The 16394-nt window shown below is 67.4% G+C and carries 12 protein-coding genes; 1 reads left to right on the forward strand and 11 read right to left on the reverse strand.

What is annotated here, in order from left to right; translation table 11 throughout:
* Positions 1–39 precede the first annotated feature (39 nt).
* From ABZS43_RS10155 to ABZS43_RS10180, 6 genes are all read right to left on the reverse strand, one after another.
* Positions 40–1641 carry a cutinase family protein gene (locus ABZS43_RS10155; RefSeq protein WP_355035491.1) on the reverse strand — a complete coding sequence of 534 codons (1602 nt, stop codon included), beginning with the start codon at positions 1639–1641 and terminating at the stop codon, positions 40–42.
* A gap of 420 nt (positions 1642–2061) precedes the next feature.
* Entirely contained in the window at positions 2062–4470 is a 2409-nt protein-coding gene (locus ABZS43_RS10160; protein ID WP_355035492.1) for a RelA/SpoT family protein, read from the reverse strand.
* A gap of 117 nt (positions 4471–4587) precedes the next feature.
* Entirely contained in the window at positions 4588–5532 is a 945-nt protein-coding gene (locus ABZS43_RS10165; protein ID WP_355035493.1) for an alkaline phosphatase family protein, read from the reverse strand.
* Between the two features lie 258 nt (positions 5533–5790).
* Positions 5791–6417, reverse strand: coding sequence for an NUDIX hydrolase (locus ABZS43_RS10170; protein ID WP_355035494.1), 627 nt, complete (start codon positions 6415–6417; stop codon positions 5791–5793).
* A gap of 24 nt (positions 6418–6441) precedes the next feature.
* Positions 6442–7716 (reverse strand): adenylosuccinate synthetase, encoded by a 1275-nt coding sequence (locus ABZS43_RS10175; protein WP_355035495.1) that lies wholly within the window; start codon positions 7714–7716, stop codon positions 6442–6444.
* A complete protein-coding gene (locus ABZS43_RS10180) occupies positions 7713–8663 on the reverse strand; it encodes a hypothetical protein (protein ID WP_355035496.1) in 951 nt (316 codons plus the stop codon). Before ABZS43_RS10180 ends, ABZS43_RS10175 begins: the two co-directional genes overlap by 4 nt.
* Before the next feature lie 320 nt (positions 8664–8983).
* On the opposite strand from ABZS43_RS10180, the gene ABZS43_RS10185 reads away from it, so the two are divergent.
* On the forward strand, positions 8984–9727 hold the full coding sequence (locus tag ABZS43_RS10185) for a hypothetical protein (RefSeq protein WP_355035497.1): 744 nt from the start codon (positions 8984–8986) through the stop codon (positions 9725–9727).
* Positions 9728–9763: 36 nt separating this feature from the next.
* Here the strand turns inward: ABZS43_RS10185 and ABZS43_RS10190 are convergent, their stop codons facing one another.
* The 5 genes from ABZS43_RS10190 to secD all read right to left on the reverse strand — a co-directional run.
* Positions 9764–11341 carry an ATP-binding cassette domain-containing protein gene (locus ABZS43_RS10190; protein ID WP_355035498.1) on the reverse strand — a complete coding sequence of 526 codons (1578 nt, stop codon included), beginning with the start codon at positions 11339–11341 and terminating at the stop codon, positions 9764–9766.
* Between the two features lie 219 nt (positions 11342–11560).
* Entirely contained in the window at positions 11561–12133 is a 573-nt protein-coding gene (locus ABZS43_RS10195) for an adenine phosphoribosyltransferase (RefSeq protein WP_355035499.1), read from the reverse strand.
* A gap of 37 nt (positions 12134–12170) precedes the next feature.
* Positions 12171–13889, reverse strand: coding sequence for an ABC transporter substrate-binding protein (locus ABZS43_RS10200; protein WP_355035500.1), 1719 nt, complete (start codon positions 13887–13889; stop codon positions 12171–12173).
* Positions 13890–13915: 26 nt separating this feature from the next.
* Entirely contained in the window at positions 13916–15118 is a 1203-nt protein-coding gene (gene secF, locus ABZS43_RS10205; RefSeq protein WP_355035501.1) for a protein translocase subunit SecF, read from the reverse strand.
* Positions 15115–16394 (reverse strand): protein translocase subunit SecD (gene secD, locus ABZS43_RS10210; protein ID WP_355035502.1); only part of this gene is annotated, 1280 nt, incomplete at its 5' end. The genes secF and secD, both read right to left, overlap by 4 nt.

Genomic DNA, 16394 nt, shown 5'->3' on the forward strand with positions numbered 1-16394 from the left:
GCAGGACACGTAGCGTCGCATCGTCGGACCTCTCGGCGATCAGTTCGTGGAGAACGGGTAGGCAGTGTTGGTGGTACCGGGTCGCTCGGTGGGCGGAATCGAGGTCGCGCCGCCGGATGAGGCGCCATCGGCTCCTGTCCCGAACGGAAATTGTCCCGTACCGGAGGAATTCGGCGTAGTCGACGCGCCGGAACTGTCTCCGAAGAATCCCGGCCCCGGTTTGCTACCCTGAACAACGGCGCCCTGTCCGAATTTCTCGGCGAGATCCCGTGCCACCGCGGCGAACCAGTCCGCGACGTAGCGGGTCGGCGCGTCGCCGTTGGCCGCCACCGCCGCGGTGCTGTAGGCGCCGTGCCGCCGCGCGGTGTCCCAATACCGCACCCAGGTCGTGAGATCGAGTAGCTCCCTGTTATCGGTGACGTTCTGGACGACAGCGTCGAAGGACTGCGTGACCAGGCGCGACACCGTCGTCGGCGGAACGAGCTGGGGAATGGCTCCGGCCAGCTCGGTGCCGAGCCGCAGCAGTCCCGCCGCCGGATTCGACAAACCCGCTGTGGCCAATTCGGAGATCGCGGCCGGGCTCAGCACCGTCTTCACCACGGTCGCAACCGCGTTCAGCCCGATCATGCCGACCTTCAGCAACGCCTGCACGGCCCCGGCGAGATCGATCGGCGCGCGCGGATCGGACGCGTCGGCGATGCGCTGCGAGATCGACTTCTTCGGGGCGATGGACAGATTCGTCAGCGACGTGCCCTGCACATCCTCGGTGGCGACCTCGCTCACTGTCCTGATCGAGGTGTAGGCCAGCGCCTGCGAAATCGACACCAGCGAGGCGATCGGATCGCCTCCGCTCAGTGTGGCCTGTCCCGCGACATTCGCGACGGCCCGCAGCACCGGCGCACCGGACGGCGCGTCACACGCCAAATCGCCTGCGGCACAGAAACTCGCGACCCGTCCGGTGAGCGCGGCGAAGTCGGGCGCCCTGTCCCGCTCCGGTCCGATACCGCCGCCCTCGGCGGGTGTCAGCGACAATGCGGCGACGTCGGCTACCCGATCGCCGCGTGTGCCGGGAGCCGGATCGGGGGTGTGTCTACCCGGTGCGCCGGGGAACAGCGGGGCGCCGGGGTTGCGGGTCGGATCGGCGAACAGCGCGACCGCGGCGACCTTCTCGGCCGGGATCACCCCCGACCCCCTGCCGACTTCCTGCGCGAACACCGAGGCGACGTGGGCGCCCTGCGAATACCCGACAATCGCGAACCGGGTATCGGCGCACTGGGCCGCGATCTGCGCGGCCATGGTCCGCAACCGGACCAATCCGCCCGCCACCGATTCCGAATACGGCGTCACGCGTTTGGCGTCGATACCGCCGAACGCGGATTCGTAGGGCACATAGGCGCGATCGAGGAGTCCCGGTTCGGCCGCGGCGGCCATCATGGGACTGAAAACCGTCGAGAGCATGCCGGTATCGGTGGTCGGCGCGGCGTCGGGAGAGGACTCCCCCGTGCCCTGAATGCCCAACGCGTAGAGCGCGGGACAGGTCCGGATCGACAGATCCGTCAGCGGCCCAGCATGATTCGAGGGTTCGGCGGCCGCGGGACCCGCGGGTGCGATCGCCACAGCAACGGCGAGTGCGACCAGCATCCCCGATGTTCTTGCCGTATCCATAGTCATAGCGATCCACAATCAATCTCGTGCTGCCGCAGCCAACTTCAACGCCATGAAACCCCTAAGACGGTAACAGATTCCGGCTATGACTGGCGACGCTGCGAAAACTTTCCGCGAATCGCCGTGCGACACTTATCGCGCGACGGCGTGGCGTAGGTGTAGGCTCGGCAAGTTTACGACCGATCAGCCTGTGTCCGCGATCACGCGACGGCGCACCAGAAAGATCGAATGCGAGGCCGCGCCGGGCGACGGGAGACCACCGTGCGCTCGCCTCGCCACCACCCGTCGGCCCCCTTCGGGCGATCAGGACATGGCCGCGTAGTTCACCGCGAATCGACCACTGTGCCAGCGGAATCGGTCGCCCCACACAGTTGGGGCGACCGTACCGCTACTCGCTCAGCTCGCCGAGGTGACGCGGTAGACGTCGTAGACGCCCTCGACATTGCGCACCACATTGAGCAGATGGCCCAGGTGTTTCGGATCACCCATCTCGAAGGTGAACTTGCTGATCGCGACCCGATCGCCGTGCGTGGTGACGGCGGCGGACAGGATGTTGACCTTCTCGTCGGCCAGCACCTTGGTGACATCGGAGAGCAGGCGGGTGCGATCGAGCGCCTCGATCTGGATGGCGACGAGGAATACCGAGGACGGCGACGGCGCCCATTCCACATCGATGATCCGCTCGGCCTGCTCCTGCAGCGAGCCCGTGTTCGTGCAGTCGGTGCGGTGCACACTGACCGCGCCGCCCCTGGTCACGAAGCCGAGGATCTCGTCGCCCGGCACCGGAGTACAGCATTTCGCCAGTTTGGCGACGGTGCCGGTGGCGCCGGGGATGAGGACGCCCGCGTCGCCGGTGGTGCGCTGGCGCGACGGGGTCGTCGACGGGGTGGAACGTTCGGCCAGTTCGTTCTCGACATCCCCGATGCCGCCGAGCTGGGCCATCAGCCGCTGCACGACATGGTGCGCGGAGACCTGGTGCTCGCCGACGGCGGTGTAGAGGGTGGAGATATCGGTGTAGTGCAGTTCGTGCGCGACCGCGGTCATCGCGTCCACACTCATCAGTCGTTGCAGCGGCAGACCGACCCGGCGGACCTCCTTGGAGATCTGCTCCTTGCCGCTCTCCAACGCCTCTTCGCGGCGTTCCTTCGCGAACCACTGCCGGATCTTGGCCTTGGCGCGCGGGGACACCACGAAGTTCTGCCAGTCCCGGCTCGGGCCCGCGTTCTGCGCCTTCGAGGTGAAGACCTCGACCACTTCGCCGTTCTCCAGCTGACGTTCCAGCGCGACGAGCCGCCCGTTGACCCTGGCGCCGATGCATTTGTGCCCGACCTCGGTGTGCACGGCGTAGGCGAAGTCGACCGGGGTCGACTTCTGCGGCAACGTGATGACATCGCCCTTCGGCGTGAAGACGAAGATCTCCGGCGATTTCAGGTCGAAACGCAGCGACTCCAGGAATTCGGCCGGATCGGCGGCCTCACGCTGCCAGTCGAGGAGTTGGCGCATCCACGCCATATCGTCGACCTCGGTGCTGTCGTTGGAGTGTTTGCCCTTGGTCTCCTTGTAGCGCCAGTGCGCGGCGATGCCGAATTCGGCGGTGCGATGCATGTCCTGGGTGCGGATCTGCACCTCGAGCGGTTTGCCGTCCGGACCGACCACGGTGGTATGCAGCGACTGGTAGACGCCGTAGCGGGGCTGGGCGATGTAATCCTTGAACCGGCCCGCCATGGGCTGCCACAGCGAATGCACGACACCGACCGCGGCGTAGCAGTCGCGGACCTCGTCGCACAGGATGCGGATACCGACCAGGTCGTGGATGTCGTCGAAATCCTTACCCTTGACGATCATCTTCTGATAAATCGACCAGTAGTGCTTCGGACGGCCTTCCACGATCGCGTTGATCCGTGACGCCGCAAGGGTATTCACGATCTCGGCGCGCACCTTGGCCAGATAGGTGTCGCGCGAGGGCGCGCGATCGGCGACCAGGCGCACGATCTCGTCGTACTTCTTCGGGTGCAGGATCGCGAACGCGAGGTCCTCCAGCTCCCATTTGACGGTCGCCATACCGAGGCGGTGTGCCAGCGGGGCGATGACCTCCAGCGTCTCCTTGGCCTTCTTGGCCTGCTTCTCCGGCGGCAGGAACCGCATGGTCCGCATATTGTGCAGCCGGTCGGCGACCTTGATCACCAGCACCCGGGGATCGCGCGCCATCGCGATGATCATCTTGCGGATGGTCTCGGCCTCGGCCGCCGCGCCCAGGTTGACCTTGTCGAGTTTGGTGACGCCGTCGACCAGATGCGCCACCTCTTGGCCGAAATCGGCGGTCAGCTGTTCCAGTGAGTACCCGGTGTCCTCGACGGTGTCGTGCAACAGCGCCGCGACCAGCGTGGTGGTGTCCATACCGAGTTCGGCGAGGATATTGGCCACCGCGAGCGGATGGGTGATGTACGGGTCGCCGGATTTACGGAACTGATGCGCGTGCCGCTCGTCGGCCACGTCGAACGCGTGCTGCAGCAGCGTCAGATTGGCCTTCGGATACAGCTCGCGATGTACCGTCGCCAAGGGTTCGAGCACCGGTTTGACCGCGGCGATACCGCGCTGACCGGTCATCCGGCGGGCCAGTCTGGCGCGCACCCGGCGCGAGGCCGACGTGGGCACCGCCGCCGTCGCGCCCGGCTGCCGCTGGGCGGCGCTGGTCGGCGTCGGACGGGGCGCGGGAGCGGTCTCGGACGTCGCCGGAGCTCCCTCCGGCTGCGGGGCCGATGCCGCCGATTGCTCGACGTTCGCCTCGTCCAGATGCTGAGTCATGCCACCACCTCTCCACGCCGCGGTCGGATCACCCTATCCGACCGCCGCAACCGCCCAGACCACAACTTTAGTCCGGTACGGCGGCATTCGTGGGCATGCGGTTGCGGGAGCGCGATACTAGCGGCCGGCGAGAGGTCGCTCGGACAGTGCTGCGAGCATGGACCGGCCATCGGAGGCGGGGTCGGGGGGCGCCCCGAGCAGGTCCAACACCGTCGGGGTGAGGTCGGCCAGCGAGAAACGGTCGGTGGTGACACCCGCGGGGAAATCGGGCCCGCGCGCGATGACGAAGGTCGCGGTCTCGTCGGTGGACAGGCCGCCATGGCCGCCCTTCGGGGTGTGGCCGTGATCGGTGGTGACCAGGATCGTCCAGGACTCGGCGGGTTCGGCCGCCGCGCGGGCGTCGACGGCGGCGACGATGCGGCCGACGAGTTCATCCACTCGTTCGATGGCGGCGAGATAGTTCCCGGATCGGGCGCCACCGGCGAAATGTCCCGCGTGGTCCACCTGGTCGAGGTGGGTGAAGCAGAAATCGGGGCCGAATCGAGTGATCGCGGTGACGACGCCTGCGGCGGTCGCGGCGTCGGTCTTCGATTCGTCCGGATCGTCGGGTACGGGGGCGGTGGTGACGACGACGTCGGCGCGCGGGTCGCCGCTACCCGCCATGACCGCGATCATCTCCCAGGTCGCGATGCACTGGGTTTTCAGTCCGGGCCGTGCCCGCTGGAGCCGGGTGAAGAGGGTGGGATATCTCGCGAACGGCACCGCGTCGAAGATATTGCCGGTGATTCCGTGTTTGCGATCCCAGACACCGGTGAGCACGGTGGCCCAGGACGGGCCGGAGATACTGATATGCGGTGCGACCGAACTGCGACTGAGCAGACCTTCCGCACTGAGCCGCAAGAGATTCGGGGCCCGCGCCTGCTCGATTCTCGAATAGAGGACCCCGTCGATACCGATCAGCACCACTTTGTTCCTCCGGCCGTGTGCGCGGGCGGCGCCGGTGGACGTGGCGAGCAGGGCGCAGGCGGCGAGGGTCGTCGACAGCAACTGCCTCCGGTTCATAACCCCGAACGATCCGGCCTCCCGGCGCGCGCCGAAAGGCCGACGGCGCACTGTTCACGGATGTTTCATCGCCTGCGCGACGCCGGGTCGTCTCGCTGAACGACACCTGAATTCGCGATAGCGCCACGCTATACGCACAGTCCACGTGCCGGTATCCGAGAGGTGAACGACGAGCGCCGTGCCGCATGCTCGACTTCGTCGACAGCAACGAACCCGGACGAGCCTGAGCCGTGCCGACTTCTGGGCCGATCCGGCGATTCACCCCGCCGAGTCGAAAGCCCAGACGGCGGCGGGGCGGCCGGTGGCCTTGGTGCGACGACGTTCCGCGGTGCGTGCCAGGCCGGGGATGGCCGCCAGGGTGCGGTTCAGGTTGGCCGGATCGGGTCGCGCGCCGAGTAGGGCGGTAGTGAGTTCGACAGCGCGGGTGGCGGGGAATTCCTCGCCCGCGAGCGCCTTGGTGAACGACAGATCCTTCCAGAGCAGGCGTGACAGCTGCCCGCGCGCGGCCTCGACGATGCGATTGTGGTCGAAGGCCAGGGCGGGGACGTCATCGAAGGACACCCACCGCGCCGGACCCTCGTGCGTCCCGACCACCGCCCACATCGCGATGGACAGGGTGGGGCCACGCGGATCTCGGTTGGGTTCGTCGAAGGTCACCAACTGCCCGACCGCGCCGATCGCGGCCTCGGGCACCCCCAACTTCGTGTGGACCGCGCGCCGAGCCGCGAGTGCGAGCCGTTCGCCACGACCGAGCAGCACCCCGGGCAACGCCAGTTCGCCGAGGAACGGCTCGTGCTCGCGCGCGGCGACACCCACCGTCACGCCGGGATCGTCGGGCCAGAATCGCAGCGTCACCACATCGACCGAAACCACCGATTGCTCCACGGCGAACCATCCTGCCGCATCCGATCACCGTGCGACGCCGGCTCCCCCGAGAGCCATTGTCGCGCAGCGGGAGGCGCGGTCCGGACCATCGGAGGTCAGCACGACGGGCGCCCCGATCTCCCTGTCGAACCAGCCGATCCGGTCGGCGGGGAGTTCGGCGAGTACGGGTTCGGCGGTGAACAGGACATCGGTCAGCCGCTTCTGGTGGGCGAGGTCGCGCTCATCTCCCAGCGGCAGATCGGTGATCAATCCTTCCCGGGTGCGGTACCCGGTCGCGGCACAGACCGTCGCGGGGGCGTCGAGGTGGGTGACGGCCAGTCCGTCGATACCGCCGCAGGCGGCGACGGCGTACCTGAGGAGCACCGGATCGGCGTGGCCGCGCCGGAACGCTCCCTGGTAGGGGCCGTTGGCATTGTGCGCCTCCGCGATGTCGAGCGCCCGATCCTCGGTAGGGAACGGGCCCGCGCCGTGCCTGGTCGGGTAGGTCCTGGTGACGCCGAGGGTGAACGCCGTGGCGCCGACCTCGGCCAGTAGCGCACGCGCGTTATCGGGCGTCGCGGTGGACCAGGTGGTGTGCGGGTGAAAACCACGCCATTCGTCGAGGAGTACGCCTTGCGCCCCCTCGAAGATCAGCCGACCGCGGACGGCGAGCCCGCGGAGGTGGTCCGGGCCGACGACGCGGACGGCCGCCGCGAATTCCCGGTACATGTCGACCAGATCCGCGATCGGCTCGTACCGGTGCGCGCTCGGCGCGATGAGTGGACCGTAATGCGCGGCGAGCAGCCGCAATTTGTCGAACAGCACCGATGGCCGCAGGCAGTCGGCGACCAGCGGGGCATCGTGTTCCAGTGCGTACCTGGCGGTTTCCCCGATGCCACGGCCGCAGGAACCGTGGCGCGAGGAACCCCTCGCGTCCTCGCGCGCACGGTTCGCGGCGATATGGATCGGTGTGGTGAGCAGGGCTCGGCCATCGATGCGCAACAGGCGCAACGGATCCACGATGCCGAGGGCGGCCAGCTGCCGCGCCTCACCCGCCAGGGCGATCGGTTCGACCAGCATGTGCCGCGAGAGCAGGGTCGGCACCTCGGAGAAGGTGCCGGATCCGAACTGCGCGAAGGTGTGGTGCCTGCCTTCGGCGATCACATTGTGCGCCGCTTGCGCACCGCCGTTGAAACGCACGACGGCCGAAACCGCCGACCCGCCCGGCTCCGCGCACAGCCAGTCCACGGTCGCGCCCTTACCCGCGTCGCCGAAGCCGAGATCGACGACGATGACGTGCGCGTCGGCGAACCCGCTCAACTCGCCCCGCCCGGCAACGCCTTCATCGCCTGACCACCGTCCGCGCCCAATGCCTTTCCGACAGCCCGCGCTTCGTCCACCGACCCGACGTGACGCAGATCCGCCAGCCCGGTGTCCAGATCGACCCGGTCTTCGGCCAGCCCGATGGTCAGGGCGATGAGTTCGCAGACCGCCGCCGGATCGTCCAGTTTCACGAAGTTCTGGCCGAGCAGCGCGCGCCAGTGCCGGGCGATCTCCTGGTCGTCGTAGTAACTCGACTGGTTGGGCAGGATGTAATAGATATGCCAGCGTTCGGCGAGTTCCCGGTAGATCGACTCCACCGAGATATCGGTGCGCACGTGATCGCCGATCAACGCGCGAATATGCCGCGATGCCAGCTTGGATTTGTTCAGTTCGTCACCGATGAGAAACAGGTAGCCGCGTTTGCGGCGCTTCTCCCATGCGTCGGTGACGATGTGGGTCGCCATGAAATAGGCGGCCAGTTCATAGCTTTCGGACTTCTGCCCGCCACCGCCGCCCTCCAGCAGGATATTCCGTAGCTGCTCGTCCATCCGGTTGTCGGATTCGAACTGCCCGATCTGCAGCGGAACCCGGTCGGTCTCGGCGTCTCCGATCGCGCCGAACAGCAGCTGCGGATCCTCGGCGTAGCCCTTGGCCTGGAGCAGGCCGTGCAGCTTGCCGAGTTTGTCCTGCATGATGATCGGCACCTGCCCCATGGATCCTGTGACGTCGAAGAGTACGGCGATGGGCAGCGAATTGCCGTGCTCGGCCGAATCCCGGCATTCCCGCGTCCGCACCCCGAACGGATCCAGACTCGGATGCGCCTTCCAACTGGCGTAGGGCTTGTCCCGCATCTCGGCGGTGTAGCCGAAGTCCTCGATCCCACGCCCGGCGCGGTAGGTCTTCGCCGCGCGGTAGGCGGTGTCGTCCCAGTGTCCGTATCCCATAACGGAACTCCTCTCGGTTCTTGTTTTAGTGTAGATGACTAAAACTAATCTCGTCAATAGGCGCCGGTCCCCACGCCGATCGGCCCCTCCACTGCCGTGATCGACCCGTTGACCCGCGTCAGGGCCATCCGCCTGGAGGCCGATCCGGACTTGACGGAAGTCGGTACGGTCATTCGCGACGGCTATCGTCACGTCGCACCGAAAAAGCCATCGGCGCAGTTGGATTGATCGGCGGGGTCGCGCTCACCCCCGCCGAAACCCCCCTGTACCAGTGCCTTCGATACGCACCGGTGGTGGATTACCACATCACGGAAGCGGTAGTGAACAATTCAGCGGTGCGAGAACTGTGGGACCGGACCTACCTGGCGTTGCTGCCATGGACCGACATTCCCCGACGTGAGCTCGATGCGCAATGCAGGCAGGCCGTGACGGCGGCGCTGGCCGCGCTCTGGGGCGAGTGCGACGCGGCGTTGCTCGACGGGGCCGCGACCGATGAGCAGGTCCACGCGATCGTCGCCGCGCAGACCGTCTACGGGCTCGGCTGGCGCGACGCCGTCCTCGGCGATATCGCCACGCGGGCCCGCGCGGCCGGCCTCGGCGATGGCCCCGGACGCCTCTGGGCTCCGCCCGAGCGCTGGAATCTCGGGCGGGGCCGTGCGTTTCGCGCGACATTGCGCGACAACCTGAGCTTCTTCGCCCGCCACCCCCGCTCCCAGGAGTTGCGCCTGGTGCGCACCGTCCGCGCCGCCGTCGCCGCCGCCGACGCCGATCCGCGCACCGCCCTCACCCTGCTGTACCGGGCGGCGTGGACCGAGCACGCCACCGAACGGCTCGGCTGGAGCGACGCCGAATGGTGGCAGTACCTCGGCATCGACGAGTTGACCACCTGGGCGGTGATCGCACTGCGCATACCGATGGAGGAACCGGACCGCGCGGGCTGGGCCGTCGAGGAGGTCGCCGAGGCCGTCAGCCCGAAGGACTGGACCTGGACGGGCAGCAGCCTGCCCGACGACTTCCTCGAAGCCGCTTTCGACACCCTCGCCCTGCCGGTGCGCGAATTCTGAGCCCAGGGGCCGCCGCGGCTTCGGGGTTTACCGAGGCTATTCCGTCACACCCGCCGGGGTGAGCTCCAGACGCCTGGTCACCCCGATCTCATCGAGGAAACGAGCGTCGTGGCTGACCACGATGAGCGCGCCCTCGAAACTCGCCAGCGCCTGCGTCAGGTGATCGAGGCTGGGCAGATCGAGATTGTTGGTCGGTTCGTCGAGTAGCAGCAGACGTGGAGCCGGATCAGCCAGCAGTAGCATCGCCAGCGCGGCCCGCAGCCGTTCGCCGCCGGACAGTGCGCGGGCGGTGAGGTCGGCGGCGGCACCGCGAAACAGGAAGCGAGCCAGTTGGGCGCGGATCTGTTCGGCCGACGCGTGCGGCGCCATCGCCGCGACATTGTCGAAGACCGAGCGCCGCTCATCGAAGATGTCGAGACGTTGCGCGAGCACGCGCCACGGCACTTTCGGCGGTTCCTCGGCGATCCGGCGCAGCAGCGTGGTCTTGCCTACGCCGTTGCGGCCGGTCAGGGCGATCCGCTCCGGTCCGGTGACCCGAAGGGAGACCACGGGCCCGCAGCTCAGGCGCACCTCGTCGAGCTCGATGACGTCCTGACCGGGATACAGCCGGGTTCCTGGAAGGTCGACACGGATCTCGCGATCCTCGCGCAGCGACTCCTCGGCCTGCTGGAGCTGCTCTTTCGCGGTGTCCAGCTTCTCGATGTGGTTGTTGCGCAATTTGCCCGCCGACACCTCCGCGGCCCGTTTGCGCAGACCCATGACGATCTTCGGTTCCCGCTTGTTCTCGGCCATCTTCCTGCCGTAGCGCTGCCTGCGGTCCAGCTTGACGCGGGTGTCGACGAGTTCCTTCGCCTGTTTGCGCATATCGCTTCTCGCGTCGCGGACGGCCGCGCGCGCAGCTTCCTGTTCGGCCTCGATGATCTGTTCGTAGACGCCGAAATTGCCGCCGAACAGCCGGAGTTCTCCTCGGCGCAGCTCCGCGATCGCATCCATCCGCTCCAGCAGATCGCGGTCGTGGCTGACCGTGAGCACGGTGCCGGAGAACTGCGCGACCACCTCGTAGAGCCGCTGCCTGGCGTGCTGGTCGAGATTATTCGTCGGCTCGTCCAGCAGCAGCACGTCCGGTTCGGCCAGCAGTTCGGCCACCAGGCCGAGCAGCACGGTTTCCCCGCCGGACAGCGTCTCCATGGTCCGATCGAGTTGTTCGGGCGAATCGGCGACGTAGGGGAGTCCGAGGCGGCCGAGTAGCGCGATGGCGCGCTCCTCGACATCCCAGGCATTGCCGACACGATCGAAATCACCCTCGTCGGCGGATCCTGATTCGATGCGGTGCAACGACTTCCGGATTTCGGCGATTCCGAGTACGGCGTCGACGCGCAGACCCGATGCCAGCCCGAGATCCTGCCGCAGATAGCCGATGGCGCCGGAGACGGTGATCGAGCCGCGCAGCGGCCGCAACTCACCGGCGATCAGGCGCAGCAGGGTCGATTTACCCGCGCCGTTACCGCCGACCAGACCGATATGTCCCGCGCCGAACGCCGCGCCGACGCCCTCGAGAACGGGGGTGCCGTCCGGCCAGGAGAAAGTGAGATCGGAAATAGACAGAGTGGTCATGCGTACCCCTGAGGTTGCGACGGAATCGCGGCGCGCGATGTGCGGGCCGCCCGAAGGCGCTACCTCATGAGAGCAACGGCATAACTCCGATCAACGGGGATAAGACTCGTCCAGAGTAGTCACATTCCCGGCGTAGACACCAGTGAAATTCCGATCACACCGGTGCCGAGCCCGGACCGCCCACCCCGGCGACCCCGGAAAGGGACCGCGCGCGTGGCCTCACACCTGGACGATCGAAGTCAACGGGTAGTCCCCCTGCCGATCCCTGCCTCCGAGCGAGGAGATCTCGAGAACTATGGCGGCGGAGACGATTTCGGCTCCGACCTGCTCGAACAGTGACGCCGCCGCGGCGAGCGTGCCGCCGGTGGCGAGGACGTCATCGAGCAGCAGGATGCGCCGCCCGGCCAATTCGACGCCGTCACCCGGGATCTCCAGGGCCGCGGTGCCGTATTCGAGGACATATTCGCGCGACACGATCGGCGGGGGCAGTTTCCCCGCCTTGCGGACCGCGAGGACGCCGGTGCCGAGGGTGGCCGCGACGCCGGCGCCGAGCAGGAAGCCGCGGGCGTCGACACCGGCGACGAGATCGGCGTCGGGGGCGCAGGCGGCCAGGCATTCGATGACCGCCCGGAAACCTTCCGGATCGGCGAAAACCGGGGTGAGATCCGCGAAACGAACACCGGGAGTGGGGAAATCGTCGCGCCACCGGGTGAGGCGTTCGACCTGCGAGGCCGCCTTGTCGGTCCGCTCGGCGATTAAGTCGTCGGATTCGATCGCAGCGTGCTTGCTCATCGACACCTCTCCATGGTCACTCACCCATTCGCACCTGTCACCGCTTCAGCACCCAGCGGTCCATGTTCCAACCGGATCCCGCCTGGGTGGGACCGGCCACACCGTTCTGCAGGCCGTTCACGAAGCCGATGGCACGGGGAGTGACGAACAGGGGGATGCTCGGCATCTCCGACCACAGCAGATTCTCGCTCTCGGTCAGCAGATTCAACTGGACGGTCGAGTTGTCGTCGGCCGCAAGCTGATCGGTGATCGCATCGTAACGGCCGTTCCCGAATCGCCCGAAATTGAGTCCGCTATCGGTGCGCAACGCGCTGGTCGCCGTCATTCCCGACAGCGAACCGGCCGGGCCGGGCATCGCCGCGGTACTTGCGAGGACGGCGTCGACCTTGCCCTCGGTGAGGCGGGTCGGGGTGAAATCAGCGGAACCGGCGTCGACCACGGTGACGCCCGCCGGCTTGCACGCCTCGGCGATCATCGCCACGGCACGCGCCCGACGATCATCCGGGCCGAGGTAGCCGATACGCACGGTGGGCGCCGGGCTGCCGCCGGAGGCGAAACCACTGGTCGCAGCGGCGATGTCGGTGGCCTTGTACCGGTCCGCCGCCCCGGTGGCGGGCGCGTAGAACAGCGAATCCTGCTGCACCGTCCGCGAATTGAGCGGTCCCGAACCGAGACCGGAGGCAGGCGCCTTGCCCACCTTGCCGAGCTGGTCGAACAGCGCCTGGCGCGGAACGCACAGTGCGAAACCTCTCCTGGCCGCCACCGAGCCGAACACACCCGAGGTGGAGAGCAGCAACTGCTCGGCGCCCCGCCCCGGCACGGTCTTCGTCGAGAACCCGTCCAGGCTCAGATCTTTCACCGAATCCACGCCGAAATCCAGCACGCTGACGGATTTGTCGCCGACCTTGGATTTCAGATCGGCCGTCCTGCCGAAAACCACGATCCGGCCGGTCTCGGCCTTGTTGCCCCACCAGCGCTCATTGGCGACAAGCACCAAACCATCTGTCGCGCTGAACGATTCGATTCGGTAGGGCCCCGAGGACGGGAATTTCGACACATCGAGATCGCCGTCGATGGTCCAGCCGGTGTTCCAGAAATCGGCCAGCCGCTGGACCGCGCCGGGATCGCCGGTCTGCAACACCGACACCACATTCGGCACATTCGCGGCCCGCGCCGCCACGTGCGCGGGCATCAACTCCCCGGCGGCGAACAGGGTGCGCCACGGCAGGAAGTACTGATTCGGCCGGAACACCACGGTGGCGTCCTTCGATCCGGGCTGACAATCCACCCGCTCGATATCGGAGTAACCGGCGGTGCTCGCCGCGTCGAAGATCGGCACCTGGCCGCGGTCACCGGCTTTGGTGAACCGGCCGCTGCGCGCGGCCCAGGCCAGCACCAGATCGTCACAGGAGGTCGGCACGCCGTCGGAGTACACACCGTCGGGGTTGAGCCGGTATTGGATGGTCTGCGACTCCCCCGGCACCTCCTTCGCGGTCCCGGCGTCGGTGTCGGCCACCTGCTGACCGTCGGGACCGGTATAGAAGAATCCGGTCAACACCCGCCCGAAAACCGCGGGCGCGCCGCCGATCGCGCCCGCGGTACTGCCGCCGTTGTAGCTGGTGATCGCCACATCGACGGCGTAACCGATGGACGGCACCTGGTTCTCAGCGGAGCAGCCCGCCACCGAACCGACGGCCAAGACTCCCGTGACAATCGCTCCGAGCAGACGCGACACCGCGCCGGGCCGTGGTCGCATAGAAACGAAACTCCCTACCGTTGGTGTCAGTGCCTACGCTTGTGCCGTTTTCCGCTCGGACGCGCACCGGGACGCGGCGAGTAATCGGCGGGCTGCCGATGGATATCATCGGCGGTCGTCCTGCCGCCGGTCGCGGCGACCGCGCGGCGCTCCGCCTCCAAGCGGGCGCGCTCCGATGCCGCGCCCGAACGCCGGGCCAGCACCTTCCTGGTGTGCGCGGCCACCGGGCCGTACCGCTCCTTGATCGACACCAGCACCGGCACGGCGAAGAAGATCGACGAGTAGGCGCCGACGATCATGCCGACCAACTGGACCAGCGCCAGATCCTTCAGGGTGCCGACGCCGAGCAGCCACACCGCGATCACCAGCATCCCGACGATCGGCAGGATGCCGATGACGGTGGTGTTGATCGAACGCATCAGGGTCTGGTTGGCGGCCAGGTTCGCCTGTTCGCCGTAGGTGCGTTTGGTCAGGTGCAGGACGCCGCGGGTGTTCTCCTCGACCTTGTCGAAGACCACGACGTTGTCGTAGAGCACGTAGCCCAGAATCGTGAGCAGGCCGATCACCGCCGCCGGTGTCACCTCGAACCCGACGAGCGAATAGACCCCCGCCGTGACTATCAGGTTGAAGAACAGCGAGGTGATCGCCGCGATCGACATATCCCGTTCGAAGCGGATCGCGATGTAGATCATCGTCAACGCGACGAACACCAGCAGCGCGATCAGCGCCTGGCGGGTGATCTGGCTGCCCCAGGTCTCGCTGATCTCCGCGATACTGATCGCGTTGGTGCTCACCGTGCCGGTGGAATCCTTCGGCTGGAAAGCGGTGAACAGCGCGTTCTGCAACTGTTCGGTCTGCGCGGCGTCCAGCGTGTCGGAGCGGATCTGAATGGTCGCGGCGGCGCCGGAGCCGACCTTCTGCACCGAGACCGGGTCGTGGCCGAAGGTCGCGGAGTAGACGTTCTCCACCTTCTCGGTGGTGACGCTCTCGGCGGCGGGCAACTGGATGCGCGAACCGCCCGCGAAGTCGATGCCGAGGGTGAATCCGCGAATCCCGATGCTCAGCAACGAGATCACGACGAACGCCAGCGACAGCGCGTAGTAGAAACGCCGCCTGCCGACGATCTCGAAACCGCCGGTGCCGGTGTAGAGACGTTCGAAGATGCTGTGCTCGGGCGCGCTGCCGCGCTGCGGCTCGTCCTCGAACCTGTCCAGGGTTGGGGTGCTCATCGGGAAGTCTCCTTCACCAGAACGCCGCCCGCGCCGCGTTCCCTGGCTATCTGTTGCATCGCGCCGAGTCCGTTCACCGAGGGCTTGGACCACCACGGCGAACGCGAGGCCAGCATCATGAGCGGAGCGGTGACCAGGTAGAGCACCACGACGTCGAGCACGGTGGTGATACCGAGGGTGAACGCGAAGCCCTTCACCTGTCCCGCGGCGAGAATGTAGAGCACCACCGAGGCGATGAGACTCACGGTCTTGCCGGAGAGGTTGGTGCGCTGGGCCCGCGCCCAGCCGCGCGGCACCGCCGAGCGGAAGCTGCGGCCCTCGCGCATTTCGTCCTTGATGCGTTCGAAGAACACCACGAAGGAGTCGGCGGTCAAACCGATACCGATGATCAGACCGGCGATACCGGCCAGATCGAGGGTGAAACTGATCCATCGTCCGAGCAGGACGATGATGCCGTACACCGCGACACCGGAGGCGATCAGCGAGAAACCCGCGAGGAAACCGAGCATGCGGTAGTAGGCCAGGCAGTACAGCAACACCACGGCCAGGCCGATCGCACCGGCCAGCAGACCCGCGCGCAGCGAGGACAGGCCGAGCGTCGCCGACACCGTCTCCGCTTCCGAGGTCTGGAACGACAGCGGCAGCGAACCGTACTTCAGGGTGTTGGCGAGTTCCTTGGAACTGGACGCGGTGAAGCTACCGGAGATGGTGGTGCGGCCACCCGACTGCGGGCCCTGCTGCACGACCGGCGCCGACACGACCCGGGAGTCGAGGACGAAGGCGACCCGCTTGTTGACCATCTCGCCGGTCAGCGTCGCCCAGGCATCGCTACCGCCGGACTTGAACTCGAGGTCGACCTCGTGGCGGGCCTGCTGCGGGTTGAGGCGGGCGCTCGCGTCCTTGATCTCCTGGCCGTCGATGCGGCTCGGACCGAGCAGGTAGACCTCGGGGCTCTGCGCGCCGGGGATCGAGCAGGTGACCAGCGGCAGTTTCGGATCGTCGTTACCCGCCAGCGGATCCGGCTTGTTGCAGTCCATCGCGAGCATCGCGGCCTTCTGCACGGTGGGGTCGGTGCTCTGCCGGGTGGACTTGGCCTCGGCGATCTCCTTCTGCGCCTGTTCCTGCGGAGTCAGGGTGCCATTGCCGGGGGGCGCGGGCGGCGAGGTGGGCGCCTGCGCCGGGAAGACACGCGGCTGCGGCGCGAGAGCCCCGGGCTCGGCGGGTGCGGGAGCCTCCGCGGCGGGCGGCGCCTCGGCCGCGGGGACGTCGCCCAGAG

This window comes from Nocardia sp. NPDC005366 (assembly GCF_040606855.1).
In the GTDB taxonomy this organism is placed as follows: domain Bacteria; phylum Actinomycetota; class Actinomycetes; order Mycobacteriales; family Mycobacteriaceae; genus Nocardia.